General features: G+C 60.4%; 24 protein-coding genes and 1 pseudogene. 13 read left to right on the top strand and 12 right to left on the bottom strand.

All coding sequences use genetic code 11. From position 1 onward, the window contains the following. Positions 1–33: 33 nt before the first annotated feature. The 3 genes from rpoZ to ACOYXI_RS18620 all read right to left on the bottom strand — a co-directional run bounded on the left by rpoZ (position 34) and on the right by ACOYXI_RS18620 (position 1,959). Positions 34–297, bottom strand: coding sequence for a DNA-directed RNA polymerase subunit omega (gene rpoZ / locus ACOYXI_RS18630; RefSeq protein ID WP_003229503.1), 264 nt, complete (start codon positions 295–297; stop codon positions 34–36). Positions 298–464: 167 nt separating this feature from the next. Beyond that, positions 465–1,085: a guanylate kinase gene (gene gmk, locus ACOYXI_RS18625; RefSeq protein WP_003229498.1), complete on the bottom strand. Its 621-nt coding sequence runs from the start codon at positions 1,083–1,085 to the stop codon at positions 465–467. A gap of 10 nt (positions 1,086–1,095) precedes the next feature. Beyond that, positions 1,096–1,959, bottom strand: a complete 864-nt coding sequence (locus ACOYXI_RS18620; RefSeq protein WP_102356281.1) for a YicC/YloC family endoribonuclease — start codon at positions 1,957–1,959, stop codon at positions 1,096–1,098. Positions 1,960–2,229: 270 nt separating this feature from the next. Here ACOYXI_RS18620 and rph point away from each other — a divergent pair, with 270 nt between their 5' ends. The 3 genes from rph (at position 2,230) to gltS (ending at position 4,948) form a co-directional block, all read left to right on the top strand. Then, the gene (gene rph / locus ACOYXI_RS18615; RefSeq protein WP_027610407.1) at positions 2,230–2,952 is read left to right on the top strand and encodes a ribonuclease PH; all 723 of its coding nucleotides are present in this window, start codon (positions 2,230–2,232) and stop codon (positions 2,950–2,952) included. Positions 2,953–2,981: 29 nt separating this feature from the next. After that, positions 2,982–3,350 carry a DUF4870 domain-containing protein gene (locus ACOYXI_RS18610; RefSeq protein WP_003229492.1) on the top strand — a complete coding sequence of 123 codons (369 nt, stop codon included), beginning with the start codon at positions 2,982–2,984 and terminating at the stop codon, positions 3,348–3,350. A 389-nt stretch (positions 3,351–3,739) separates the two neighbouring features. Further along, positions 3,740–4,948, top strand: a complete 1,209-nt coding sequence (gltS, locus tag ACOYXI_RS18605; protein WP_096796084.1) for a sodium/glutamate symporter — start codon at positions 3,740–3,742, stop codon at positions 4,946–4,948. A gap of 79 nt (positions 4,949–5,027) precedes the next feature. Here the strand turns inward: gltS and ACOYXI_RS18600 are convergent, their stop codons facing one another. Then, positions 5,028–5,807, bottom strand: coding sequence for an exodeoxyribonuclease III (locus tag ACOYXI_RS18600; protein ID WP_003229491.1), 780 nt, complete (start codon positions 5,805–5,807; stop codon positions 5,028–5,030). An 82-nt stretch (positions 5,808–5,889) separates the two neighbouring features. On the opposite strand from ACOYXI_RS18600, the gene pyrE reads away from it, so the two are divergent. Next, on the top strand, positions 5,890–6,534 hold the full coding sequence (gene pyrE, locus ACOYXI_RS18595) for an orotate phosphoribosyltransferase (RefSeq protein WP_011336558.1): 645 nt from the start codon (positions 5,890–5,892) through the stop codon (positions 6,532–6,534). 187 nt (positions 6,535–6,721) lie between these two features. Here the strand turns inward: pyrE and argB are convergent, their stop codons facing one another. The 4 genes and pseudogenes from argB to coaBC form a co-directional block, all read right to left on the bottom strand. Continuing rightward, positions 6,722–7,627 carry an acetylglutamate kinase gene (gene argB / locus ACOYXI_RS18590; RefSeq protein ID WP_003229488.1) on the bottom strand — a complete coding sequence of 302 codons (906 nt, stop codon included), beginning with the start codon at positions 7,625–7,627 and terminating at the stop codon, positions 6,722–6,724. A 17-nt stretch (positions 7,628–7,644) separates the two neighbouring features. After that, positions 7,645–9,021 (bottom strand): annotated as a pseudogene (locus ACOYXI_RS18585) (phosphomannomutase/phosphoglucomutase); the annotation flags it as partial. A gap of 329 nt (positions 9,022–9,350) precedes the next feature. After that, positions 9,351–9,806, bottom strand: a complete 456-nt coding sequence (gene dut, locus ACOYXI_RS18580) for a dUTP diphosphatase (RefSeq protein ID WP_003229483.1) — start codon at positions 9,804–9,806, stop codon at positions 9,351–9,353. 5 nt (positions 9,807–9,811) lie between these two features. Continuing rightward, a complete protein-coding gene (gene coaBC / locus ACOYXI_RS18575; RefSeq protein ID WP_027610411.1) occupies positions 9,812–11,020 on the bottom strand; it encodes a bifunctional phosphopantothenoylcysteine decarboxylase/phosphopantothenate--cysteine ligase CoaBC in 1,209 nt (402 codons plus the stop codon). A 136-nt stretch (positions 11,021–11,156) separates the two neighbouring features. Between coaBC and radC the strand changes: the two genes are divergently transcribed. Beyond that, the gene (gene radC, locus ACOYXI_RS18570; RefSeq protein WP_098966267.1) at positions 11,157–11,831 is read left to right on the top strand and encodes a RadC family protein; all 675 of its coding nucleotides are present in this window, start codon (positions 11,157–11,159) and stop codon (positions 11,829–11,831) included. 134 nt (positions 11,832–11,965) lie between these two features. Here the strand turns inward: radC and ACOYXI_RS18565 are convergent, their stop codons facing one another. Then, positions 11,966–13,552 (bottom strand): ABC transporter substrate-binding protein, encoded by a 1,587-nt coding sequence (locus ACOYXI_RS18565; protein WP_225136772.1) that lies wholly within the window; start codon positions 13,550–13,552, stop codon positions 11,966–11,968. Between the two features lie 445 nt (positions 13,553–13,997). Here ACOYXI_RS18565 and rpmB point away from each other — a divergent pair, with 445 nt between their 5' ends. Together rpmB and rpmG are read left to right on the top strand one after the other, a co-directional pair. Continuing rightward, positions 13,998–14,231, top strand: a complete 234-nt coding sequence (gene rpmB / locus ACOYXI_RS18560) for a 50S ribosomal protein L28 (RefSeq protein WP_003229474.1) — start codon at positions 13,998–14,000, stop codon at positions 14,229–14,231. A gap of 11 nt (positions 14,232–14,242) precedes the next feature. After that, the gene (gene rpmG / locus ACOYXI_RS18555) at positions 14,243–14,398 is read left to right on the top strand and encodes a 50S ribosomal protein L33 (RefSeq protein ID WP_003177274.1); all 156 of its coding nucleotides are present in this window, start codon (positions 14,243–14,245) and stop codon (positions 14,396–14,398) included. A 207-nt stretch (positions 14,399–14,605) separates the two neighbouring features. Here rpmG and ACOYXI_RS18550 read toward each other — a convergent pair whose 3' ends face one another. Continuing rightward, positions 14,606–14,968, bottom strand: a complete 363-nt coding sequence (locus ACOYXI_RS18550; protein WP_097089496.1) for a cupin domain-containing protein — start codon at positions 14,966–14,968, stop codon at positions 14,606–14,608. A gap of 234 nt (positions 14,969–15,202) precedes the next feature. Between ACOYXI_RS18550 and ACOYXI_RS18545 the strand changes: the two genes are divergently transcribed. Then, positions 15,203–16,696 carry an aldehyde dehydrogenase gene (locus ACOYXI_RS18545; protein ID WP_047596781.1) on the top strand — a complete coding sequence of 498 codons (1,494 nt, stop codon included), beginning with the start codon at positions 15,203–15,205 and terminating at the stop codon, positions 16,694–16,696. A gap of 244 nt (positions 16,697–16,940) precedes the next feature. Continuing rightward, complete coding sequence (locus ACOYXI_RS18540; protein WP_461675147.1) at positions 16,941–18,086, top strand: MFS transporter; 1,146 nt, start codon at positions 16,941–16,943, stop codon at positions 18,084–18,086. A 139-nt stretch (positions 18,087–18,225) separates the two neighbouring features. Here the strand turns inward: ACOYXI_RS18540 and ACOYXI_RS18535 are convergent, their stop codons facing one another. After that, entirely contained in the window at positions 18,226–19,776 is a 1,551-nt protein-coding gene (locus tag ACOYXI_RS18535; RefSeq protein WP_461675146.1) for a phospholipase D family protein, read from the bottom strand. A gap of 312 nt (positions 19,777–20,088) precedes the next feature. Here ACOYXI_RS18535 and ACOYXI_RS18530 point away from each other — a divergent pair, with 312 nt between their 5' ends. From ACOYXI_RS18530 to ACOYXI_RS18515, 4 genes are all read left to right on the top strand, one after another. Beyond that, complete coding sequence (locus ACOYXI_RS18530) at positions 20,089–20,739, top strand: DUF1120 domain-containing protein (protein ID WP_098966262.1); 651 nt, start codon at positions 20,089–20,091, stop codon at positions 20,737–20,739. An 87-nt stretch (positions 20,740–20,826) separates the two neighbouring features. Next, on the top strand, positions 20,827–21,540 hold the full coding sequence (locus ACOYXI_RS18525; protein WP_103368151.1) for a fimbria/pilus chaperone family protein: 714 nt from the start codon (positions 20,827–20,829) through the stop codon (positions 21,538–21,540). After that, positions 21,540–23,969 (top strand): fimbria/pilus outer membrane usher protein, encoded by a 2,430-nt coding sequence (locus ACOYXI_RS18520; RefSeq protein ID WP_461675145.1) that lies wholly within the window; start codon positions 21,540–21,542, stop codon positions 23,967–23,969. The genes ACOYXI_RS18525 and ACOYXI_RS18520 overlap by 1 nt, the downstream gene beginning before the upstream one ends. Further along, the gene (locus tag ACOYXI_RS18515) at positions 23,966–24,496 is read left to right on the top strand and encodes a DUF1120 domain-containing protein (protein WP_134784982.1); all 531 of its coding nucleotides are present in this window, start codon (positions 23,966–23,968) and stop codon (positions 24,494–24,496) included. The genes ACOYXI_RS18520 and ACOYXI_RS18515 overlap by 4 nt, the downstream gene beginning before the upstream one ends. Here ACOYXI_RS18515 and ACOYXI_RS18510 read toward each other — a convergent pair whose 3' ends face one another. Next, complete coding sequence (locus ACOYXI_RS18510) at positions 24,497–25,915, bottom strand: aminotransferase-like domain-containing protein (protein WP_134784981.1); 1,419 nt, start codon at positions 25,913–25,915, stop codon at positions 24,497–24,499. Positions 25,916–25,996: the final 81 nt, after the last annotated feature.

Raw genomic sequence — 25,996 nt, 5'->3', positions numbered from 1 at the left:
TCCCGCGCCGTGCTACGTCGACCAGGCATAGGCTTAGACGGCCTCGTTGGACTCGTCCTCGAACGCAGCGAAGACCGGGTCTTCGTGGACGATTTCCTGCTCGGCGATGAACTCGTAGCTCATCAGGCCTTCTGCGATTTCACGCAGGGCGACAACGGTCGGCTTGTCGTTTTCCCACTGGACCAGTGGCTCTTTGCCGCCGGTGGCCAGTTGACGGGCACGCTTGGTAGAGAGCATGACCAGCTCAAAGCGGTTTTCCACGTGTTCTAGGCAGTCTTCAACGGTTACGCGGGCCATGGTATTCCTCGGAGCGAATGCAATATGCGCGCTGCCCGGTTGGGCGAGCGGACTGAGCAGTTTAAAAAATCACCAGCGATTAGGGAAGCGCTGATTTTTTGACCAGACCCTTCAACGCGCTGCAAGCACCAATGTAAAGCGCTTGCAGCGGTTTTGGGAAGTGCTGATTAACCGAGCAGTTCGGCCAGTAATTTGCCGAAACGTACCTGCTGGCGTTTCTGTTGCAGCTGATTGGCGCGGAAAATCGCCTTAAGATCGTCCAGTGCATGGGCGAAATCGTCGTTGATGATCAGATAGTCGTACTCGACATAGTGGCTCATCTCGCTGACGGCTTCGCGCATCCGCCCGTCAATGATCTCGTCACTGTCCTGGCCACGGTTGGTCAGGCGCTGGTGCAATGCTTGCAACGACGGCGGCAGGATGAAGATCGAGCGTGCTTGCGGCATCAGCTTGCGCACTTGTTCGGCGCCTTGCCAGTCGATTTCCAGAATCAGGTCGTGACCTTCGTCCAGCGTCTGCTGCAGGCGGCTTTGCGAGGTGCCATAGAAGTTGCCGAAGACTTCGGCGCGTTCGAGGAAATCGCCGTGCTCGCCCATCTTCACGAACTCTTCGCGAGTCACGAAGTGATAGTTCACGCCGTCCACTTCACCCGGACGCATGGCGCGGGTGGTGTGGGAGATCGAGACGCGGATCTCCGGATTGGCATCGGTCAAAGCCTTGACCAGGCTGCTCTTGCCTGCGCCCGATGGCGCGGAAATGATGTACAGGGTGCCGGTGCTGTGGGTCATGTCTGTTGCCTTACTCAATATTCTGCACTTGTTCGCGCATCTGCTCGATCAACACCTTGAGGTTGACGGCGGCCTGGGTGCTGCGCGGATCGAAGGCCTTGGAGCCCAGTGTGTTGGCTTCGCGGTTGAGCTCCTGCATCAGGAAATCCAGGCGCCGACCGGCGGCACCGCCGGACTTGAGCACCCGGCGCACTTCGATGATGTGGGTGCTCAAGCGATCCAGTTCTTCGGCCACATCGCTTTTTTGCGCGAGCATGACCATTTCCTGTTCCAGGCGCTGCGGATCCAGTTCGGCCTTCATGTCGGTGAAGCGGTCGAGGACTTTCTGACGCTGGGTCGCGAGCATCTGCGGCACCAGTTCACGCAAGGTCACGACGTCCTCTTCAATGGAAGTCAGGCGCTCGTTGATCAGGCGTGCCAGCTCCGCGCCTTCGCGCTCGCGGCCGGCCTTGAGTTCCTTGAGACCTTGATTGAACAGCGCCAGCGCCTCGGCGTTCAGCGCCTGTGGATCAGTGGCGTCGGCCACCAGTACGCCGGGCCAGGCCAGCACTTCCAGCGGGTTGAGTGCTGCCGGGTTCTTGATCAGGCCGGCAACGGTTTCGGCGGCGGCGACCAGTTGCGCGGCGCGCTCGCGGTCGACCTGCAACGGCTTGCCGGTGCTTTCTTCGGTGAAGCGCAGGGTGCATTCCAGTTTGCCCCGCGACAGGCCCTGACGCAGGGCTTCACGCACCGCGCCCTCGAGGTCGCGGAACGACTCCGGCAAGCGCAGGTGCGGTTCCAGATAGCGGCTGTTGACCGAGCGCAGCTCCCAGCTCAGGGTGCCCTGGACGCCGGCTTTCTCGACGCGGGCGAAGGCGGTCATGCTGTGCACCATGGCGGTGACCTCGCAATGCAGATCGGCGCAGAAGGGATGTTCCGCAGGCTCGATATCAATGAATTTAAGCCGACTGGCAGCAAAGGCGCAGGATTGTAGCGCAGTGCGGCGGATGCGCCCAAACACACGGTGTGACAAAGGGCTGCAGGCCGTCGGTTATGCGCGTTTCAGGCCTCTGGGTCGACGGTCGGAATTTTTAACCCGTGCCCAGGCGCGGTGCAGCGCTCTATAATGCTCGGCAGTTTTCCGTCCCCAGTACAGGTATTCCCTATGAAACGTCCAAGTGGTCGCGCTGCCGATCAGCTTCGCTCGATCCGCATTACCCGCAACTACACCAAACACGCCGAGGGATCCGTACTGGTCGAATTCGGTGATACCAAGGTCATCTGCACCGTCAGCGTCGAAAACGGCGTGCCGCGCTTCCTCAAAGGGCAAGGCCAGGGCTGGTTGACCGCCGAGTACGGCATGCTGCCGCGCGCCACTGGCGAGCGTAACCAGCGTGAAGCCAGCCGTGGCAAGCAGGGCGGCCGCACCCTGGAAATCCAGCGCCTGATCGGCCGTTCGCTACGCGCTGCGCTGGACATGTCCAAGCTGGGCGACGTGACCCTGTACGTCGACTGCGACGTGATCCAGGCTGACGGCGGCACCCGCACCGCCTCTATCACCGGCGCCATGGTGGCACTGGTCGATGCACTGAAAGTGATCAAGAAGCGCGGCGGCCTGAAAGGCGGCGACCCGCTCAAGCAAATGATCGGCGCGGTATCGGTCGGCATGTATCAGGGCGAGCCGGTGCTGGATCTGGACTATCTTGAAGATTCCGCCGCCGAGACCGACCTCAACGTGGTGATGACCAGCACCGGTGGCTTCATCGAAGTCCAGGGTACCGCCGAAGGCGCGCCGTTCCAGCCTGAAGATCTGAACGCCATGCTGGAACTGGCGAAGAAAGGCATGAACGAAATCTTCGAACTGCAAAAGGCTGCACTGGCCGACTGAGCAGGTTCGCAACCCGCAAGGAGGACGTGATGAGTGATGAGCAAGAGTTGCTGCCCAAGCCGAGCCAGGAGGTTCGCCAATGGGCGATGTTTTGTCACTTGTCCGCCTTGCTGGGGATCTGGATTCCGTTCGGCAACCTGATCGGGCCGCTGATCCTGTGGCAAATGAAGCGCGAGACCGATCCATTCATCGACGCTCAGGGCAAGGAAGCGCTGAACTTTCAAATCACCGTGGCGATTGCTGCCGCGATCTGTCTGCTGCTGATGGTGTTGATCATCGGCTTCTTCTTGCTGGGCCTGCTGGCCATCGGCGCGTTGGTGCTGACGATCATTGCCGGGGTGAAGGCGAACGAAGGCTTTCCCTACCGTTATCCATTCACTTGGCGACTGATCAAATAACGATCAATGCAAAGCCTCCGTGACTCGTAAAGTTTTAATGTAAATGCCCTGACTTGTCAGGGCATTTGTGTTTTTGCAACTCGAATAATTACTCTTTCGTGTAGGAGCAGTTCTATCTGCGACAAGCGGTAGTGGATATTTTTTATATATCTAACGCCTACACTTTTAGTCACAACTGCAATGCTTTAACGCGATCTCAGTCCTTGGCAACAGGACTTGTCGATTGTTAAGGTTGCTCCGCGCAACATTGCTTCAGAAATATCTCGATATATTCAAGCCATCAAAGGCCCTTGAATTCCACATCAATCAGTGTTGAGACAATCAGCCGATTCAATAGGCGTGCGCGGGTAAAAGTGCGCCTGATGAATAAATAGCCAAGAATATCCCCAATGATCCAGCTCGATTTTTATGGAACGCTCGTGGCCGCCTCTCTGGTGCTATTACTGGGGCGCGGACTTATTGCACGAGTCGGATTTCTGCGTAATTACAATATTCCTGAACCCGTCGCCGGTGGACTGGTGGTTGCGCTGGGTTTATTGATATTGCGAACTTTTGATATAGAAATCAGATTCGATACTTCACTGCAGACGCCGTTGATGTTGGCGTTCTTTGCCACAATCGGTTTGAGCGCAGACTTTGCCAACCTGAAAAAGGGTGGTCGCGTAGTCGGCATATTTCTACTGGCGGTTACCGGGCTTCTGGTGGTTCAGAACGCTTTGGGTATTGGCCTTGCCAAAACGTTGGGTCTTGATCCTTTGATGGGGCTCCTGACGGGTTCGATCACGCTTGCGGGCGGTCACGGTACGGGGGCGGCGTGGGGCACGGTATTCAGTGAAAAGTACGGCCTTGCTTCGGCCTCCGAGCTTGCAATCGCCTCGGCAACCTTCGGCTTGGTCCTGGGCGGTTTGATAGGTGGGCCTGTGGCCCGCCTGCTCATCAAACGCGTTGAGGTGCCCGGTTGCCAGTTTCAAGAAACGCCACGGATGCCAAAGGGTTTTGAGCAGCCGAACAAAGAGCGCTCGATTACGCCCTTTTCGTTTATCGAGACACTGGCATTGATTGCGGTCAGTTTATTGGCTGGCAATCTTCTGAATGGCTTTCTGCACGGAACCGCATTCGAGTTGCCAACGTTTGTCTGCGTTTTGTTTGTGGGGGTGATGCTACGTAACGGGCTATCGGCGCTGGGCCTGTATCAGGTATTCGAGCGTGAAGTGTCGGTGCTGGGCAATGTCAGCCTGTCGCTGTTTCTGGCAATTGCCTTGATGTCTCTCAAACTCTGGGATCTGGCAGCGTTGGCACTGCCGATATTCATCATTCTGGCTGCGCAAACGTTGGTCATGGCGCTGTTTGCGATTTTTGTGACATTCAGAGTGATGGGCAGTAACTACGACGCGGCGGTCCTGGCGGCGGGGCATTGCGGTTTTGGCCTGGGCGCAACGCCAACCGCCATTGCCAACATGCAGGCGGTGACGCAGCGTTTCGGGCCTTCGCAGATTGCGTTTCTGGTGGTGCCGATGGTCGGTGCATTCTTCATCGACATCATCAACGTGATCGTCATCAAGCTTTACCTGGCCTTGCCGTTTTTTGTCGCCGTCTGAGGTCAGGACGGCTTCAGGCGCGGCATAAAAAATGCCCGTATCTCGCGATACGGGCATTTTTTTAACGACGGATCGACGCTTAGATGGTCAGCGTCCAGTCGTAGTCGACGATCAGCGGCGCGTGCTGCGAGAACCGTGGCTGACGTGGCAGGCGCGCGCTGCGTACGAAACGGCGCAAGCCTGGGGTCAGCAGCTGGTAGTCGAAGCGCCAGCCCAGATTCAGCATCTCGGCCTGTTCGTTGTCCGGCCACCAGCTGTACTGGTCACCTTCGCGGCTGACTTCGCGCAGGGCATCGACATAGCCCATGTTGCCGACAATCTCGTCCATCCAGGCACGTTCTGGCGCCAGGAAGCCCGGGGATTGCTGGCTGTCGCGCCAGTTCTTGATGTCGAGCTTCTGCTGCGCAACGTACAGCGAGCCACAATAAATGTACTCGCGACGTTTACGCCGCTGCTTGTCCAGGTACTTGCCGAAGTCGTCCATGAGCTTGAACTTCTGGTTCAAGTCCTCATCGCCGTTCATCCCCGAAGGAAGCAGCAAGGTGGCAATACTGACTTTGTCGAAATCTGCTTGCAGGTAGCGCCCGTAGCGGTCGGCCGTCTCGAAACCGAGACCGCTGATGACAGCCTTCGGTTGCAACCGCGAATACAAAGCCACGCCGCCTTGGGCAGGGACTTCAGCATCGCAGGCATAAAGGAAGTAGCCATCCAGTTGGAAGGCTGGGTCATCCAGTTCAAAGGCGGAGGCACGGGTGTCCTGCAGGCAGATGACGTCGGCATTCTGTGCTTGCAGCCAACTGAGCAAACCACGCTCGACTGCAGCCTGAATACCATTGACGTTCACACTGATGATCCGCATAAATGGCCCCAAAAATCGCGTGCGTGTATGATACACGGCGTCAAGCTAATTAGCTAAATCCGTGGTATTTGGGGTTTTTTTCATGCAAGCGTATCAGCGCGATTTCATTCGTTTTGCCATCGATCGCGGCGTTTTGCGCTTCGGTGAGTTCACCCTGAAGTCCGGGCGCACCAGTCCTTACTTCTTCAATGCCGGCCTGTTCAACTCGGGTTCGGCCCTGGCGCAGCTGGGGCGTTTCTACGCGGCAGCCATCGCCGAAAGCGGCATTCCTTTCGACGTATTGTTTGGCCCGGCCTACAAAGGCATCCCGCTGGCAGCCACCACCGCTGTCGCGTTGGCCGAACACCACAACCGTGACCTGCCATGGTGCTTCAACCGCAAGGAAGCCAAGGCCCACGGCGAAGGCGGCAGCCTGGTCGGCGCGCCGCTGACCGGTGACGTGCTGATCATCGACGACGTGATCACTGCCGGCACCGCGATCCGCGAAGTGATGCAGATCATCGCGTCCCAGGACGGCGCCAAGGCGGCCGGCGTGCTGATCGCCCTGAACCGTCAGGAGCGTGGTAACGGTGAATTGTCGGCGATCCAGGAAGTCGAGCGTGACTTCGGTATTCCGGTGATCAGCATCGTTTCGCTGAACCAGGTGCTGGAATTCCTCGCCGACGACCCGCAGCTCAAGCAGCATTTGCCCGCCGTGGAAGCGTATCGCGCCCAGTTCGGCGTCTGAACTGTGGAATGAGCTTTTGTGGCGAGGGAGCTTGCTCCCGCTGGGCTGCGTAGCAGACCCGAAAAGCTTGTGAGCGCTGCGCACTCAAGCGGGAGCAAGCTCCCTCGCCACAATAGATGGAAGGCCGCAGGCAAAAAAAGACCCCGCTCAGTCAGGCTGAGCGGGGTCTTTTCGTTTCCGCGACGGCTTACGGACGCTTGCGATTGCTGATCAGCGTGCCCACACCAGTGTCGGTGAAGATTTCCAGCAGGATCGCGTTCGGTACGCGACCGTCGATGATCAGCGAGCTGCCAACGCCACCCTGAACCGCTTCCAGTGCGCAACGGATCTTCGGCAGCATGCCGCCGTAGATGGTGCCGTCGGCGATCAGATCGTCGACCTGCTGGGTGCTCAGGCCGGTCAACACGGTGCCGGACTTGTCCATCAGGCCGGCGATGTTGGTCAGCAGCATCAGCTTCTCGGCTTTCAGCGCTTCGGCGACTTTACCGGCCACCAGGTCGGCGTTGATGTTGTACGACTCGCCGTTCTCACCGACGCCGATCGGCGCGATCACCGGGATGAAGTTGCCTTTGACCAGCAGGTTCAGCAGCTCGGTGTTGATCCCGACCACTTCGCCCACCTGACCGATGTCGATGATTTCCGGCTGGGTCATCTCCGGGGTCTGGCGGGTGACGGTCAGTTTCTTCGCACGAATCAGCCCGGCGTCTTTACCGGTCAGGCCGATGGCACTGCCGCCGTGACGGTTGATCAGGTTGACGATGCTTTTGTTGACCTGACCGCCGAGGACCATTTCCACCACGTCCATGGTCGCGGCGTCGGTGACGCGCATGCCATCGACGAAGTGGCTTTCGATCGACAGGCGCTTGAGCAGATCACCGATCTGCGGGCCGCCGCCGTGAACCACCACCGGGTTGATGCCCACGGCTTTCATCAAGACGATGTCGCGGGCGAAGCCGGTTTTCAGCTCCTCGCTTTCCATCGCGTTGCCGCCGTATTTGATCACCAGGGTCTTGCCGACATAACGTCGGATGTAAGGCAACGCTTCGGACAGGACCTGGGCGGTGTGGGCGGCGGCTTCGCGTTCGAGGGTCATTCAGGGCTCCGGGTGAATCAGAACGGTAGTTGGAGATCAGGTGCAACGCGTTTCAGTTGGGCGTGGAACACAGCCTTGATACGCGCAAGTTCTGCCTCGTCATCGGCCTCGAAACGCAGCACCAGCACCGGTGTGGTGTTGGAGGCGCGCACCAGGCCCCAGCCTTTGGCGTAATCGACTCGCACGCCGTCGATGGTGGTCAGGTCGGCGCCTGCGCCCCACTGTGCGTCGTGCAGTGCATCAATGATGCTGAATTTGCTCTCTTCGGTCACATGGATATTGATTTCCGGCGTAGAAATATCGTTCGGGAAGGTCGCAAACAGCTCTTCGGCGGTGGATTTTTCCTTGCTGAGGATCTCCAGCAGCCGTGCGGCGCTGTAGATGCCATCGTCGAAACCGAACCAGCGCTCCTTGAAGAAGATGTGCCCGCTCATCTCACCGGCCAATAGAGCACCGGATTGTTTCATTTTCTTTTTGATCAACGAGTGACCGGTCTTCCACATTAGCGGGCGACCGCCGTATTCCTTGATCAGCGGCACCAGACGGCGGGTGCATTTGACGTCGAAGATGATTTCCGCGTCCGGGTTGCGCGCCACCACGTCGCGGGCGAACAGCATCAGCAGGCGATCCGGGTAGACGATGCTGCCAGTATTGGTCACCACGCCGACGCGGTCGCCGTCACCGTCGAAGGCCAGACCGAGGTCGGCATTGGTTTCCTTGACCTTGGCGATCAGGTCGACGAGGTTCTCGGGCTTGCCCGGGTCCGGGTGGTGGTTGGGGAAGTTGCCGTCGACTTCGCAGAACAGCGGGATGACTTCGCAGTTCAGCGCTTCGATCAGTTGCGGGGCAATCACGCCGGCCGCGCCGTTACCGCAGTCGACCACGACTTTCATGCGGCGGGCCAGTTTGACGTCCTTGACGATTTCGGTGGTGTAGCGGTCAAGGATTTCGACCTGGGTCACGCTGCCCTGACCGCTGGTCAGGTCATTGGTCTTGATGCGCTCGTGCAGCACCTGGATCTGCTCGTTGGCCAGGGTGTCGCCGGCGATCACGATCTTGAAGCCGTTGTAGTTCGACGGGTTGTGGCTGCCGGTGAGCATTACCCCCGACTTGCCAGCCAGCACGTTGGCCGCGTAATACAGCGCCGGTGTCGGCACCAGGCCGACGTCGCTGACGTGGCAGCCGCTCTCGGCGATACCGCGGATCAGTTCTGCAACCAGCTCCGGGCCGGACAGGCGACCGTCGCGACCGACGGAAACATTCGGTTCACCTTGGGCCAGGCTCTGTGAGCCGATGGCGCGGCCGATCCAGTAAGCGGTTTCGGCATTGAGGAATTCCGGCACGGTGCCGCGAATGTCATAGGCGCGGAAGATGCTGTCGGGAAGCTTCGGGGCGATCTTGGCGGGGGTGCTCATCTGCACAAATGCTCCATCTCGAAAGTGGCGGGACACACCGACGATTCACTCGGCGGCAGGCTCAAACTGAAGGGTATGACGGCGTTTTCCGCAGAGAGTTCGTGGTGTGAAAGGGCCATGACGCCTCGGCTGGCGTGGCCTGCGGCCGGCAAAACCTTGATTTTCGGTGCTAAAACCTGCTGCCGAAAAAGCACAAATTTTGTGGTGAGGGGATTTATCCCCGATGGCTGCGCAGCAGATCCAAAAGCCTTGGGGCCGCTTCGCAGCCCATCGGGGATAAATCCCCTCGCCACAATAATATTTCAGGGTTATTTAGTGCCGGTATGGCCAAATCCGCCCGCGCCGCGTTCGGTTTCGACGAACTCTTCAACCATTTCGAAATGCGCCTGCACCACCGGCACCAACACCAGTTGCGCCAGACGCTCGCCGACGGTCATGGTGAAGTCGCTCTGGCCACGGTTCCAGCAGGACACCATCAGCGGGCCCTGATAATCCGAGTCGATCAGGCCAACGAGGTTGCCCAGCACGATGCCGTGCTTATGGCCCATGCCCGAGCGCGGCAGGATCAGGGCGGCGAGGTTCGGGTCGCCGATGTAAACCGACAGACCGGTTGGGATCAGCACGGTTTCACCTGGCTTGATCACGATGTCCTGTTCCAGCATGGCGCGCAGGTCGAGGCCGGCGGAGCCTGGGGTGGCGTATTGCGGCAGCGGGAATTCGGTACCGATGCGTGGGTCGAGGATCTTGGCTTGCAAAGCGTGCATGTAAATTAAACCTGGTTCAGACGTTCGGCGATAAAAGTGACCAGTTGGCGAGCGATCTTGCTCTTGCTGGTCTGGGCGAAAACAGTGGCATGAAGCTCACGGTCGATCACGCTGCAGGCGTTTTCTTCGCTGTTGAAACCGATGCTCGGGTTGGCGACGTCGTTGGCGACGATCAGGTCGAGATTCTTGTCTTTCAGCTTGCGTGCAGCGTAGTCGAGCAGGTGTTCGGTCTCGGCGGCGAAGCCGACACTGAACGGGCGGTCGGGGCGGGTCGCGATGGTGGCCAGGATGTCCGGGTTACGCACCATTTGCAGGACGAAGCCGTCGCCGCTTGTAGGGTCTTTCTTGAGTTTTTGCGGGGCAACGACTTCCGGACGGTAGTCCGCCACCGCTGCCGAGGCGATGAACACATCACACGGGATGGCCGATTCACAGGCTGCGAGCATGTCGCGGGCACTGACCACATCAATGCGCGTGACGCGATCCGGCGTCGGCAGGTGCACCGGGCCGCTGATCAGGGTCACGCGGGCGCCGGCTTCCACCGCGGCTTCGGCCAGAGCGAAGCCCATTTTCCCGGAGCTGTGGTTGGTGATGTAGCGCACCGGGTCGATGTTTTCCTGGGTCGGGCCGGCGGTGATCACCACGTGCTTACCGGTCAGCGCCTGACGCTGGAAGCAGTCCGCCGCGCACTGCGCCAGATCGGTGGCTTCCATCATCCGGCCCATGCCGACGTCGCCGCAGGCCTGGCTGCCAGAGGCCGGGCCGAAAGTCTTCAGGCCACGGCTTTCAAGGATTTGCAGGTTGGCCTGGGTTGCCGGATCGCGCCACATCGCCTGATTCATGGCTGGCGCGACGGCCACCACGGCGTCGGTGGCCAGCACCAGGGTGGTCAGCAGATCGTTGGCGATGCCTTGGGCCAGACGCGCAATCAGGTCGGCAGTGGCTGGGGCGATCAGCACCAGATCGGCCCATTTGGCCAGTTCGATGTGGCCCATCGCCGCTTCGGCGGCCGGGTCGAGCAAGTCGAGGTGAACCGGGTGCCCGGACAGGGCCTGCATGGTCAGCGGGGTGATGAACTCGGCGCCGCCATGGGTCATGACCACGCGCACTTCGGCGCCCTGGTCAATCAGGCGACGAACCAGATCGGCGCTCTTGTAGGCCGCAATGCCGCCGCCGACGCCCAGAACGATGCGTTTCCGATACAGCCGCTGCATAGGTCTGCCTTTACATTTCGTGGGTGACATACGTGGCGAAACCCCCTCCCCAGGGTGAATTCGCCCGCAAAAAAGATGGGCTACGATATCACAGCGACCGCTACGGAACAGCGGTGCCCACAGACAAGGAAGGTGTATGAGTATTCGCGATTGGCCTGCGGCGGAGCGGCCGCGGGAGAAGCTGCTTGAACAGGGCTCGGGAAGTCTTTCGGACGCCGAGTTGCTGGCGATTTTTCTTCGAACCGGGGTCACGGGAAAAAGCGCGGTGGATCTGGCGCGACACCTGTTGACGCAATTCGGCAGCCTGCGCGCGTTGCTGGAGGCCGATCTTGCGGCGTTCAGCGGACAGTTGGGATTGGGGCCTGCGAAATTCGCGCAGTTGCAGGCGGTGCTGGAAATGGGGCGGCGACATCTGGCCGAGCGCATGCGTAAAAAACCGGCGCTGGAGAATCCGCAGGCAGTTCGGGACTATCTGAAATCCATGCTGCGCCACGAGCCACACGAGGTGTTTGGCTGCCTGTTTCTCGATTCCAAGCATCAGGTGCTGACGTTCGAGGCACTGTTTCGCGGCTCGATCGATAACACCAGCGTGCATCCTCGGGAAGTGGTGAAACGCTCATTGGCCAACAACGCGGCAGCGGTGATTCTCTGCCATAACCACCCTTCGGGGAACAGCGATCCGAGCCAGGCGGACCGCCAACTGACCAAGCGCTTGCAGAAGGCTCTGGACCTGATTGATGTACGGGTGCTGGATCACTTCATCATTGGCGACGGCGAGCCGCTGTCGATGGCGGAGTGTGGCTGGATGTAGCGTTCAACAACAAACACCAACCCCTGTGGGAGCGGGCTTGCTCGCGAAGGCGATGTGTCAGTCAATAAGAGTTTGGCTGATCCGACGCCTTCGCGAGCAAGCCCGCTCCCACAGGTGAATTGTGTTGTGACGGGTTATTTCAGGGTGACCTTCGAGTAGTCCTGCCGCCCGAACGGGCTCACCGAGTAACCCTGCACATCCTTGCGCGTCAGCGCATAGGCAGTCGGGTGTGCCAGCGGCAACCACAGCGCCTGCTGCTGAATCTGCGCCTGCGCCTGTTCATACAGCTTGGTGCGCACGCCTTGCTCACTGGTGGTCTTGCCGGCGCTGATCAACTTGTCCAGGTCGGCATTGCAGTAGCGGGCGAAGTTGGTGCCGGATTTGACCGCCGCGCAGGAAAACTGCGGCGTGAGGAAGTTGTCCGGATCGCCGTTGTCGCCGGCCCAGCCCATGAACAGCAGGTCATGCTCGCCAGCCTTGGCGCGGCGAATCAGTTCGCCCCACTCGATCACGCGTATTTCCGCCTGAATGCCGATTTCCGCCAGATCCGATTGCAGCAATTGCGCGCCCAGACTCGGATTCGGGTTAAGCAGACTGCCGGACGGACGCGTCCAGATGGTGGTCTGGAAGCCGTCCTTGAGTCCGGCTTTGGCCAGCAACGCCTTGGCTTTGGCCACGTCGTGCGGATAGCCCGGCAGGTTCTTCGCGTAGCTCCAGGTGTTCGGCGGGTAAGGGCCGTTGGCCGGCTGTGCGGTGTCTTCGAACACGGCTTTGACGTAGTTGGCCTTGTCGAAGGCGAGGTTGATCGCCTGGCGCACTTCCGGCTTGTCCAGCGGTGGATGCTGGCTGTTGATGCCGACGAAAGCGGTCATGAAGGCGTCAGTCTTTTCCACTTTCAGCGTCGGCTCTTCCTGCGCAGCCTTCACGTCCAGCGGTTTTGGCGACAGAGCGATCTGGCATTCGTTGCGCCGCAACTTTTGCAGGCGCACGTTGGCGTCCGGGGTGATGGCGAAGATCAGCGGGTCGACCGCCGGCTTGCCGCCGAAGTAGTCCGGGTTGGCCTTGTAGCGCACCGAGGCGTCTTTCTGGAAGCGCGTGAACACGAACGGACCGGTGCCGATCGGCTGGCTGTTGAGCTTGTCGGTGGCGTCGGCCTTGAGCAGCTTGTCGGCGTATTCGGCGGAATAGATCGAGGCGAAGCCCATGCTCAGGGTCGCGAGGAACGTCGAGTCCGGGTGATCGAGGGTAAAGCGCACGGTCAGGGGGTCGAGTGCGTCGATTTTCTTGATCAGCGCCGGCAACTGCATGGACTGGGCGTGCGGGAAGCCGCTTTGCGCCACTTTGTGCCATGGGTTGGCTGGATCGAGCATGCGATCGAAGCTGAATTTGACGTCTTCGGCGCTCAGGGTGCGGGTCGGTTTGAAATAGTCAGTGCTGTGAAACTTCACCTGCGGGTGCAGCTTGAACACATAAGTCAGGCCGTCGGTGCTGACTTCCCAGCTGTCGGCCAGGCTCGGCACGACTTTGCCGCTGGCGGTGTCGAAGTCCACCAGGCGATTCATCAGCACGTCGGCCGAGGCATTAGTGGTGGTGAGCGAGTTATATTGCACCACGTCGAACCCTTCAGGGCTGGCCTCGGTGCACACGCTCAGGGCGGCAGCTTGGGCCAGGGGGCTCAGCAGAAGCGGGGCGAGCAACAGGGGTAGGGCAGCGAGGCGCATGGTCGGCTTCCTTTACAGATCGAAGGCCATCTGCAGGTGCAGTCTGGAAAAGGGTTACCCTAGAGGGCTGGATTGCAAATGACTATCCCCTTTTTGCATTTTTGGGGCAGCGCAGTGACGTTTTTCAGACCGCGGTCCACGAGGAAAAGTCGGAAACGTCTGTTAGAGCGGTTTTCTGCGACGAGTGGTCAAAACTCGCCTCAGCCTTTATCCAAAGCGTCTGCAGGCGGAAAATGCGCCTTTTTACCGGTCGATTGTACATCCATTGTTGTTGCACCCCGGTCTTTCTGGTATAAAGCAGCGCTCTTTTCTAGGGGCCCGGTTCCTTCACTGTAGGTGTAGCCGGTAAGACCTCTAAAGAAACGCGGCGCCTGGCGCCAAATGACTGAGAGATTAAGCGGCCAACCCATGCCGGGTTGGGCATGTGGTTTTAGAGGGCTGAGGCATGTCGAGAGTATGTCAAGTTACCGGTAAGGGTCCGGTAACCGGGAATAACATTTCCCACGCAAACAACAAAACCCGTCGTCGTTTCCTGCCGAACCTGCAGCATCACCGCTTCTGGGTTGAAGAAGAGAAACGTTTTGTGCGTCTGCGCGTATCTGCCAAAGGCATGCGCATCATCGACAAGCGTGGCATCAGTGTCGTGCTCGCCGAACTTCGCCGCGATGGCAAGATTTAAGGGAGCTAATCATGCGTGAATTGATTCGTTTGATCTCGAGCGCCGGTACTGGTCACTTCTACACTACCGACAAGAACAAGCGTACTACTCCGGACAAAATCGAGATCAAGAAATATGATCCGGTTGTTCGCAAGCACGTGATCTACAAGGAAGGCAAAATCAAGTAATTGATTTTTCCCGACTTACGAAAAAGGCCCGTATCGTGAGATGCGGGCCTTTTTTGTTGCCTCGGATTTCTGCGGTATCCGGCCGGGCCTCATCGCTGGCAAGCCAGCTCCCACAATGATCGTCGGTAGGCACAAAATTTGTGTTCACCACAAAACCTGTGGGAGCTGGCTTGCCAGCGATGGGGCCGGATCAGCCAGCGAAAATCCTCAGGCCTTCTGTTCGAAGATCACATAGATCTTGCGGCAAGCCTCCAGCACTTCCCAGGTACCACGGAAACCGGCCGGAATCACAAAGCGGTCGCCAACACGCAAGGTCTTGGCATTGCCATCGCTGTCACGCAGCACCGAAACCCCTTGCAGGATTTCGCAGTATTCATGCTCGGTGTAGTTCACCGTCCACTGCCCGACCGCACCTTCCCACACGCCAACACCCATTTGCCCACAAGGGCTGTCGTACTGGTTGAACACCGCTTGCTCGGGATCGCCCTTGAGCACTTTGGCCGGGTCCGGGCGATAGCGTTCGGCTTCGCTGCTGGTCAGGCTGATGTCGACGACGTTCTGGATGTTCATTGTTGTTTTCTCCCGTGATGACGGCGCGGTGGCTTGAAAGGGCCAAAGTCTATGTTTATTAAAATGAACACCGCAAGGGCGTATGGCGCGCTTATGTCAAATATATTGAAACAACCCCGGCCGCTGGTTTAGGGTGGCGGGTGCCTTGGGCCGAAAAGCAGGCTGGCCGGGCAGCATTCCTGAAGACGTCCGCGAAGAACGCGGCGCTCTATTCAACAAGAGGAGGACACTCGAATGACCACCCTGACTCGTGCCGATTGGGAACAACGTGCTCGCGACCTGAAGATCGAAGGCCGCGCCTACCTCAACGGTGAATACACCGACGCCGTCTCCGGCGAGACTTTCGAGTGCATCAGCCCGGTCGATGGCCGTCTGCTGGGCAAGATCGCCAGCTGTGACGCCGCCGACGCCCAGCGCGCCGTGGAAAACGCCCGCGCCACGTTCAATTCCGGCGTCTGGTCGCGCCTCGCGCCGACCAAGCGCAAAGCCACCATGATTCGTTTCGCCAGCCTGCTCAAGCAGCACGCTGAAGAGCTGGCGTTGCTCGAAACGCTCGACATGGGCAAGCCGATCAGCGATTCGCTGTACATCGACGTCCCGGGCGCGGCGCAAGCGCTGAGCTGGAGCGGTGAGGCGATCGACAAGATCTACGACGAAGTCGCCGCCACTCCGCACGATCAACTGGGTCTGGTGACCCGCGAGCCGGTGGGCGTGGTCGGCGCCATCGTGCCGTGGAACTTCCCGCTGATGATGGCCTGCTGGAAACTTGGCCCGGCGCTGTCGACCGGTAACTCGGTGATCCTCAAGCCGTCGGAAAAATCCCCGCTGACCGCGATTCGCATCGCTGCGCTGGCCGTTGAGGCCGGCATTCCGAAAGGCGTGCTCAACGTGCTGCCGGGCTACGGCCACACCGTCGGCAAGGCGCTGGCGCTGCACAATGACGTCGACACGCTGGTGTTCACCGGTTCGACCAAGATCGCCAAGCAGCTGATGATCTACTCCGGCGAATCGAACATGAAGCGCGTGTGGCTGGAAGCCGGCGGCAAGAGCCCGAACATCGTCTTCGCCGATGCGCCGGACCTGCAAGCCGCTGCCGAATCCGCCGCCAGCGCCATCGCCTTCAACCAGGGCGAAGTCTGCACCGCCGGTTCGCGTCTGCTGGTCGAACGCTCGATCAAGGACAAATTCCTGCCGATGGTGATCGAGGCGCTGAAAGCCTGGAAGCCGGGCAATCCGCTGGACCCGGCAACCAATGTCGGTGCGCTGGTCGATACCCAGCAGATGAACACCGTGCTGTCGTACATCGAATCCGGTCACACCGACGGCGCCAAACTGGTGGCGGGCGGCAAGCGCATCCTCCAGGAAACCGGTGGCACTTACGTCGAGCCGACGATTTTCGACGGTGTGAGCAACGCGATGAAGATCGCTCAGGAAGAGATCTTCGGCCCGGTGCTGTCGGTCATCGCCTTCGATACCGCCGAAGAAGCGATCCAGATCGCCAACGACACGCCGTACGGCCTGGCCGCTGCGGTATGGACTCAGGACATCTCCAAGGCGCACCTGACTGCCAAAGCACTGCGCGCCGGCAGCGTGTGGGTCAACCAGTACGACGGCGGCGACATGACCGCACCGTTCGGCGGCTTCAAGCAGTCGGGCAACGGTCGCGACAAGTCGCTGCACGCGTTCGACAAGTACACCGAGCTGAAGGCGACGTGGATCAAGCTGTAAGCCATTGAAAGGAGCCTGGCTCGGCCGGGCTCCCGAACATACAGAGATCCCCTGTGGGAGCAAGTCTCTGTGGTGAGGGGATTTATCCCCGATCGGCTGCGAAGCAGTCGCAAAACCAGTGCATGCGAGGGTGCAGGTTTTGAGGTCGCTGCGCGACCTGTCGGGGATGAATCCCCTCACCACAGGGTTTGCTCCCACATTTGGTTTTGTGGCGCACATAAGAATATCCACAGGAGCGTGGACCATGCGTTGGGCGACGTATTTCGCCGTGTTGGCGTCTGTCTTGAGTGTCGGCCTGGCCCTGGGGGTTAGCATGCCGCTGGTGTCGTTGCGTCTGGAGAGCTGGGGTTACGGCTCTTTCGCCATCGGCGTGATGGCGGCGATGCCGGCGATTGGCGTATTGCTGGGCGCGAAGATTTCCAGTCATCTGGCGGCACGTTTCGGCACGGCGAACCTTATGCGTCTTTGCCTGTGGGCCGGGGCGTTGTCGATCGGCTTGCTCGCGCTGTTGCCGAGTTATCCGGTCTGGCTGGTGCTGCGCCTGATGATTGGGGTGATCCTGACCATCGTGTTCATCCTTGGCGAAAGCTGGATCAATCAACTGGTCGTCGAACACTGGCGCGGTCGTCTGGTCGCTCTGTATGGCAGCAGCTACGCGCTGAGCCAACTGTCTGGTCCGCTGCTGCTGGGTGCGCTAGGCACTGAGCATGATTATGGTTTCTGGGTCGGTGTCGGGCTGCTGACAGTCTCGCCATTGCTGTTGATGGGCCGCAGTGGTGCGCCGAGCAGTGAATCCAGCAGCGTTACGTTCAGCGATCTGTGGGGGTTTGCCCGGGAGCTGCCGGCGATTGCCTGGGCGGTGTCACTGTTCGCCGCGTTCGAAGCGATGATCCTTACGCTGCTGCCGGTGTATTGCCTGCAACAGGGCTTCACCGCCGAGATCGCGCTGGCGATGGTCAGCACTGTGGTGGTCGGCGATGCGCTACTGCAACTGCCGATTGGCGCGCTGGCGGATTACCTGTCTCGACGCACGTTGTTCACCGGTTGCGCGGTGGTGCTGATGCTGTCGAGCCTGGCGATTCCAATGCTGATCGATACGCTGCTGATCTGGCCGTTGTGGGTGTTGTTCGGCGCCAGTGCGGGTGGCTTGTTCACTCTGTCGCTGATCCTGATCGGCGAGCGTTATCGCGACGATGCGCTGGTGCGGGCCAATGCGCACATTGCGCAGCTCTGGGGTGTGGGCTGTCTGATCGGGCCGTTGCTGGCGGGGGCGGGCAGTCAGTGGATCAGCGGGCATGCGTTGCCGTTGTTGATGGCGGCGGGGGCGTTTGGATTGGTGATTCTACTGATGCGTCAGGGGGCATTCGGCACAGTGGCCGAGCCTGCTTAAGTCAGCTCTTAAAGCGAAAGAATTCTTGTGGTGAGGGAGCTTGCTCCCGCTGGGCTGCGCAGCGGCCCCAAAGACTTCGTGAGCGCTGCGCACTCAGGCGGGAGCAAGCTCCCTCGCCACAAATGAGTTTTCAATTCGACTAGAGCATCCGCTCAAGACCGACAGTGGTGCTGAACCACGCATTGAAGCGCCGCCACCAACTCCCCGGCTCCTTGCTCAGCGTGTGTATTTGGCCGTTGTCCTCGGTCACCCAGACAATCTTCCCATCCTGCAATTTCGCCTGATAGCTCAGAGCCGGCGCCATGCCTTGCAGCGCCAGTTCGCGCACGTGTTCGGCCAGCTCCGGGCTGTCCACCAGAACCCCGACTTCGGTGTTCCACAGCACTGAGCGCGGATCGAAGTTGAACGAGCCGATAAATGCTTTCTGCCGATCGAAAATCATTGCCTTGCTGTGCAAACTGGAATCCGAACCACGGAAAGACTTGCTGTAGAACAGGTGCGGGCCACTGCCATAGTTATCCCCAGGCTGACGGCGCAGCTCATACAGTTTCACCCCGTGCTCCAGCAGCGCCTTGCGATACGGTGCATAACCGCCGTGCACCGCCGGCACATCGGTGGCTTCCAGCGAGTTGGTCAGCAGGCTCACCGAGACCCCGGCGTCGGCGCGCCCGGTCAGGTACACCAGCCCCGGCTGGCCGGGCACAAAGTACGCCGAGATCATGATCAGCTCTTTGCTGACGCCGCGCAGCTCCGGCGCCAGTTGCGTGGTCAGCAGCAGTTGCGGGTCCGGCTCGTCCTTGGCCAGCACCTTGCTCGGCGCGTCCCACAGTGCCTGATTCCAGGCCCAGATCAGTTCCTTGCGCCAGATATCCATACGCGGCGCGGTCTTGAACGTCATCAGTTGTTGATACAACGCGTGGTTCTGTTTGCGGGTTTCCTCCAGCGATTCTTCGAGGCGCGTGCGGGTGTTCTGCAGGTCTTTGGCGCTTGGTTTGCTGGAGAGGAATTCGTCGATCGGCTTGCTCAGCGCGCTGTTCCAGTACTGGTCGAAACTGTGCCCGAGCTGCTCGGCCACCGGGCCGACGCTGAGCATGTCGATGTCGGTGAAATTCAGGTTTGGCTCGGCATCGAAATACTCGTCGCCCAGATTGCGCCCGCCGACGATGGCCACGCTGTTGTCCGCCAGGAAAAGCTTGTTGTGCATGCGCCGGTGTTGCAGCGACAGGTTGAACAGGCGTCCGGCGGCGCGGGTCACGCCGGTGCTGCGGCCCAGGTGCAGCGGATTGAACAGGCGGATCTGGATCTGTGGATGCGCCGCCAGCGTGGCGATGATCGTGTCGAGGCCGTCGCTGGTGGTGTCGTCGAGCAGGATGCGTACGCGCACGCCGCGGTCGGCGGCCTTGAGCAGTTCTTCCACCAGCATCCGCGTGCTGACGCCGTCATGGACGATGTAGTACTGCAAGTCGAGGCTGGTTTGTGCGTTGCGAATCAGCTCGGCGCGGGCGGTGAAGGCTTCTGTGCTGTTGGACAGCAAGCGGAAGCCGGAACGGCCCTGCCAGGGCGCTGCCTGGGTCTGAATCGAGCGACCGAATGCGGAGCCCGCGGCCGGCAACGCCTGGCTGGGTTCGCGCGGCGCATCGAGGGTGGCGCAACCACTGGCCAACGAACACAACACACAGACAGCGAGCAATTTTTTTCCGGGTCGCACGTTGGTTTCTCGGCTGGAGGCAGGGGGTGACGGAGTATGGCACGCAGAGGATTTCCAAGACCGTTTCCGGCGGATCCTCGCCACACTGTGTAAACAATTAGTCGTTCAAAAGTAGGAATGAGTTCGCCTGTGGTTTTGGACTATTTGTTTTGTTGTTTTTTCAGCTCTTGGTCGGCGCCGATTCCTACATACGGATCCTGCAAAAAACGAAATCATCGCCCCGGTGTTCAGCGTCTTGTGAAGGCAATGCGCTGAACAACTGCCATTGATCAATAACCGATGAAGTAGGGACTGATGAAAAAAACAACATGGATGGCAGCCGTCGCGGCTGCAGTATTACCCACCCTGGTGGTCGCCGAGAGCGTGGATCTGAGCGTGATCGGAACCATTATTCCGACCTCGTGCATCCCTGCATTTGCCGGTGGCGGCACGGTAGATTTGCGCAAGATATCCGCAGCCACCCTGAACAAGACCACGCAGACGCTGCTGCCGACCCACGACATTTCGCTGCACATCAACTGTGATGCAGAGGCATCGGTCGAGGTGTCGGTCAGAGACAATCGTACAGCCACCAAATTGCCGGGCATCAACGATGGTGCCGGTAATAACGATCCGGCTTTGTTCTACGGCCTGGGTGAAATCAACGGCATCCGTATCGGCGGATTTGCGCTGCGTCACGGTCGTCCGGAAGCCGACGGTGCCCCGCAGACTCTGATGACACGCACTCTGGCAGCACCGGCGTGGCAACTGCCTGCTTCGCCGCTGGTGGGCAATGCCCCGGCGCTCTACTCATGGGGTTCCGGCGTGGCAGCTGGCCCGGTCGCGGCCCGTCACCACGGGTTTCCGATGAGCCTGTTGCCGATCATCGGCCCGAGCAACGCGCTGCCGATCACCAGCGAGATCCCGCTCGATGGCTCGGTGACCTTCGAGATGTTCTACCTCTGATCGTCAGAACCCGGCCATTACCGGGTTCTTTCAGGTTCATTCAGCGCGCCCTTTGCCGGGTGCGCTGCCCCCTGCGGAGCAATACCGATGCCGATTTCAATGTGCCGCCCAGGCTTGCGGGCGTTGCCACTGTGCCTGCTCGTCTTGATTTTGATGCCCGGGGTTCACGCTGCCGGAATGGTGCCGCAAACCCCTGTGCTGGTGGTGGATGAGGGTGTCGGTGAAGCGACGATGAATGTGCGAAACACCGAAACGCGTCCGGCCCTGCTGCACACCACGGTCGAAAATATCGAGCCGCACGATCAACAGCTGTTGCTGTTCAGTCCGCCGATTGCCCGTGTCGAGCCTGGTGCGGTGCAGCAGGTACGGTTCATGTTGCAGAGCGCCGAACCATTGCAGACCGAGCGTCTGAAACGGGTGATTTTTGAGGGGATCAATCCTGTGGCAGGTGTCGACGGTGCCCGGGTCAATCTGGGTGTTCGGCAAAACCTGCCGGTGATCCTGCGCCCCGCCGGTCTGCCAGTGGAGCGCGAGCCATGGAAACGCCTGAGCTGGTCAGCCACGGCTGAAGGTTTGCTGGTCAGTAATCCCAGTCCTTACGTGGTGCGCCTGGCTAAAGCGATTGTTCCGCTGCCGGGCACGCAGGCGGTGGATCTGCCGCGTACCTGGATCCTGCCAGGGGAGCGCCTGTCTGTCGGCTTGCCGTTGAACGTAACAGTGCGAACCATGGCAGTGCGGATCTTTCCGGCGACCACATATGGCTTTGCGGTCGATCACTTTGATGCCCCGGTTACGCACTGATGCGCACGTGTGCCCGTCAGGGACTGGCACTGCTGATGGCGAATGCGATCGGCATGACGATGGCCAGTGAAGGGGTGGAATTCGATGCGCAGGTGCTTCGCGAGCGCGGGCTCGACCCCGCATTGGCTGAGTACTTTCGCCAGGCACCGCGTTTCTCCCAAGGCACATGGCTGGTCGCGCTTGAGGTCAATGGACAGCCACGGGGGCGGGTGTTCGTGACATTCAATGAACAGGGCGAGCCGTGCCTGCAACCGGCCTTGCTCAAGGCTGCTGGTGTGCGCGCGCAAGCGGCTTTGCCCCCCGTTCAACCGCAGCAGTGCCTGACGCTGGGCGAAGGTCTGCCAGCGGCCACCGTTGCATTGCATCCCGGTAAGGAACAGATCGACCTGCTGCTGCCGACGGACCTGTTGGCATTGCCGGAATTTCAGCCACGCAGCTTCGCCAATGGCGGAGTGGGCGGCGTGTTCAACTACGATGTTTTGGTCATGGGCAGCCAGCACGAGGGGCAACGTAGCGATTTTCGCAGGCTGGGTTCGGAGTTCGGCCTGAATGCCGGCAACTGGGTCTTGCGCAGTCGCCAGTCCTATACGCAGTTGCCCGACAGCACGCGTTTCGAGCATCTGTATGCCTATGGCACGCGCACTCTGGAAGCTTACGAAGCCAACGTGCAGATCGGCCAGTTGAACTTGCAGTCGCCATTGTTCGCCGGCGAATCTTTCAACGGAGTGCAGATTCTGCCGGAAGGTGCGTTCGCGCAAATGCGCGCGGCACAGGAGGGCGCACGTGGCGAGGTCGAGGGCATAGCCTGGTCGCCATCGCGAATCGAAGTCCGGCAGAACGGCGTGCTGATCTACACCACGCTGGTTCCCGGCGGCCCCTTCACCTTGCGCGCGCTGCCGTTGTTGAGCAACCAGCTCGACCTCGAGGTCAGCGTGCACGAGCAGGAAGGGCAAGTGCGGCGCTTTCGCGTCCCGGCAGCCAGCCTGCAGGATCCACAATTCGATCGCGCCGACGGCTTCAATCTGGCGCTGGGCACGGTGCGACGCCAGGGTTCGGATGATCGTCAGGCGCCGTCATTTGCCACCCTTGGCCGGGAGTGGAGTCTGTCACGAGCGTTGCGCGTGAGCGGCGGGTTCCTCGGTGGGGCGGATTATCTGTCGGCAGGCTGGGGGCTGCAGCGTCAATGGCCGGGCAATCTGAGCACCGGTGTGCGCCAGGTGCTGTCCAGCGATCGAGACACAGGCATTGCAGGTCATGAGGTGCAAATGACCGTCAGTGCCGTGTTGTCGCCGAATCTGTCCACCAGTGTGGTTGCGGTGCACCGTGGCCAGGGCTTTCGCAGCCTGTCGGACACCGGTTGGAGCCAGCAGCAGGGACGGGCCGACGCCTCCGGGCGCGATCACTGGACATTTTCGCTCAACGGTACTGTCGAGCGCTGGGGGGCATTCGGCATGACCTGGTCGCGCTACACCAGCGTGGACGAGCCACCCAACATGCGCCTGGGATTGTCCTGGTCGCAGACACTGCCCGCGCGCATCAGCCTGTCGTTGAGTCTGGAGCGGGGGATCGGCGATGCCGACGCGAGGCAGCGGGGCACCTCGGTCTATCTGACGGCCGGGATGCCATTGGGCGATCAGCGCAGGGCTCGCAGCTACCTGCGCAGCGATCCGCGATCCGGGATGCGCCGTGGCGTGTCGATGAGCGAAGTGCTCAGTGAAACCCTGGCCTATAGCGCCAGTGCCGAACAGCGTGAAGCTGCGGCGCCATCGCTGGGTTTGCGGGTCAACGCACTGGCGCATTACACCAGTCTGGATCTGGGCCTGAACCAGCGAGCCGGGGCCAGCGAATTCGACCTGGGGCTGCGCGGCGGCATGGCGTTGCATCGCGACGGTGTGACGCTGTCGCCGTATCCACTGCGCGAGACCTTTGCCGTGCTCAAGGCTGGCGACCGTGCGGGTCTGAAGCTGTACACGCCGCAAGGCCCGGTGTGGACGGATGGATTGGGCCGGGCGGTGGTGGCGAGTTTGCCGGCCTATTCCACAGCCCGGCTGGAAGTCGATCCGTTGAGTTTGCCGCGCAACGTCGAGGTGCTCGACGGTTATCAGGAGGTCGAGGCCGGGCGTGGCTCGGTTCAGCATATGGATTTTTCCATCACCCGCGTGCGGCGTGTGCTGTTGAAGGCCAGGACGCTTGACCGGCAATGGTTGCCCAGTGGACTCGCCGTACACAACGGGCAAGGCGAATACGTGACCACGGTGCTTGAGGCCGGGGCGATCTTTCTGCCGGACATCAAACCCGGTCAGTCGCTGCGGGTGCAACTGTCGGATAGCGCGCACTGCGACCTGCAATTCAATCTGGCTGAAGCGCCGGACGAGCAAGCATTGATCGAGCCCGTCGACGCGCTCTGTCAGCCTTTGAACCTTACATGACCGAGTTATTGCGCATGCATCGATGGATTGTCCTGATCACGCTGGCATCGTTGGCATCGACCTCGGTCATGGCCAGCGAGGCCTGCCAGATGACGCTCTCACCGAGCGCGGTGGACTATGGCGTTTCGACGCGGGCGGAGCTGCTCGCCCGGCCATCGGGCAATGACGGCAGTTTTGGTGTGCGCACGGTTCATCTACGGATTCAATGTCCGGCTGCGCGCGCGATCAGGTGGTCCTTTGCTGCCCCGAGCAGCGATGCGCTGCATTACCGCTGGGCACCGGGACGGTTGCAGATACGCATTGTGGCAGCGCGTCTGGATGGCGCGCCGGTGCAATGGCAGCGCGATGATGGCGAGGCGGGCCTGTTGCAGCCTGGCGATCGCATCACCGCCTGGCGCTCTGGCAGCCTCGCCGCCGGGCGCCATCTGGAGGTGGAGCTGGAAATCGAAGCCCGCGTCAGTGATGCCTCAAGTCGTGTCGCCAACCTTCAGCGACTTGAGGGATTCGGTACGTTTCAGCTGGAATGATCAGGCTTCGGCCAGCAGTTTGATCGCCGCCGCGCCGACCTTGCGCACCGCCTCTTCGATCTGTGGTGTCGGTTTCGCCGCGTAGTTCATCCGCAGACAATTGCGGTACTTGCCCGAGGCGGAAAAGATGCTGCCGACGGCAATCTGTACGCCCTGATCGTGCAGCGCGCGATTGAGTTTCAGCGTATCGAAACCCTCCGGCAATTCGACCCACAACATGAAGCTGCCCTGTGGACGACTGGCGCGGGTCCCGACCGGGAAGTAGCGGGTAACCCAGTCGATCATCGCGTCACGATTGCGTTGGTATTGGCTGCGCATCCGCCGCAAGTGCGGTTCGAAATGGCCACCCTTGAGAAATTCGGCGATGGCGATCTGCGGCTGCGGTGCGGTGGAACCGGTGCTGATGTATTTCATGTGCAGCACCCGTTCCAGATAACGACCCGGCGCGACCCAGCCGATGCGCAGGCCTGGGGCCAAGGTCTTGGAAAACGAGCTGCACAGCAGCACTCGACCATCTTCGTCGAAGGACTTGATCGTGCGCGGACGCGGGTAGGTGTAGGCCAGCTCGCCATACACATCGTCCTCGATGATCGCCACGTCGAAACGCTGTGCCAAGTTGAGCAGGGCGCGCTTGCGCGACTCCGGCATGATGTAGCCGAGCGGGTTGTTGCAGTTGGGGGTGATCTGGATGACCTTGATCGGCCATTGCTCCAGCGCCAGTTCCAGCGCTTCGAGGCTGATGCCGGTCAGCGGATCGGTGGGGATCTCCAGAGCTTTCATGCCCAGCCCTTTGAGCGTCTGCATGGCGCCGTGAAAGCTTGGCGAATCCACCGCGACGATGTCGCCCGGCTCGCAGATCGCGTGGATGCTGGTGGACAGCGCTTCGTGGCAACCGGTGGTGATCACCAGGTCGCTGGCGCTCAACTGGCAACCGGAGTCGAGCATCAATCGAGCGATCTGTTCGCGCAGTTCGAGGGTGCCGTGAATGTTGTCGTAATACAGACCGGGCATGTCCTGGCGGCGGCTGATCCGCGCCAGTCCGCGCAACAGCGGTTTCATCGTTGGCGTGGTCACGTCGGGCATGCCCCGACCCAGTTGCACCACGTCCTTGCGTGGCACCGCACGAATCAGCTCCAGCACCTGATCCCACTGCGAAATCTCCACCGGTCGCTGCGCCGGACGCCCGACTGCGGGCAGCTCCGGCAGCTCGCGGCCCACCGGCACGAAGTAGCCGGACTTGGGTTTCGGCGTTGCCAGACCGCTGTCTTCGAGCATGCGATAGGCCTGTTGCACCGTGCTCAGGCTGACCCCGTGTTCTACGCTCAAGGCGCGCACCGAAGGCAGGCGATCGCCAGGACGGTAGAAGCCTTGTTCGATGCGGGTGCCGAGCAGTTCGGCGAGGTTCACATACAGGGTCATGGCACTGCCTCGATGCAGGTGATTCGTTAAACCAGTACAGATGCAGCAAAAATCGGTAATTCAGTCTCAGGAATGGCAAAT

The sequence above is a fragment of the Pseudomonas sp. G3-19 genome (assembly GCF_054855875.1).
This window is presented reverse-complemented; position numbering and strand designations above follow the sequence as displayed.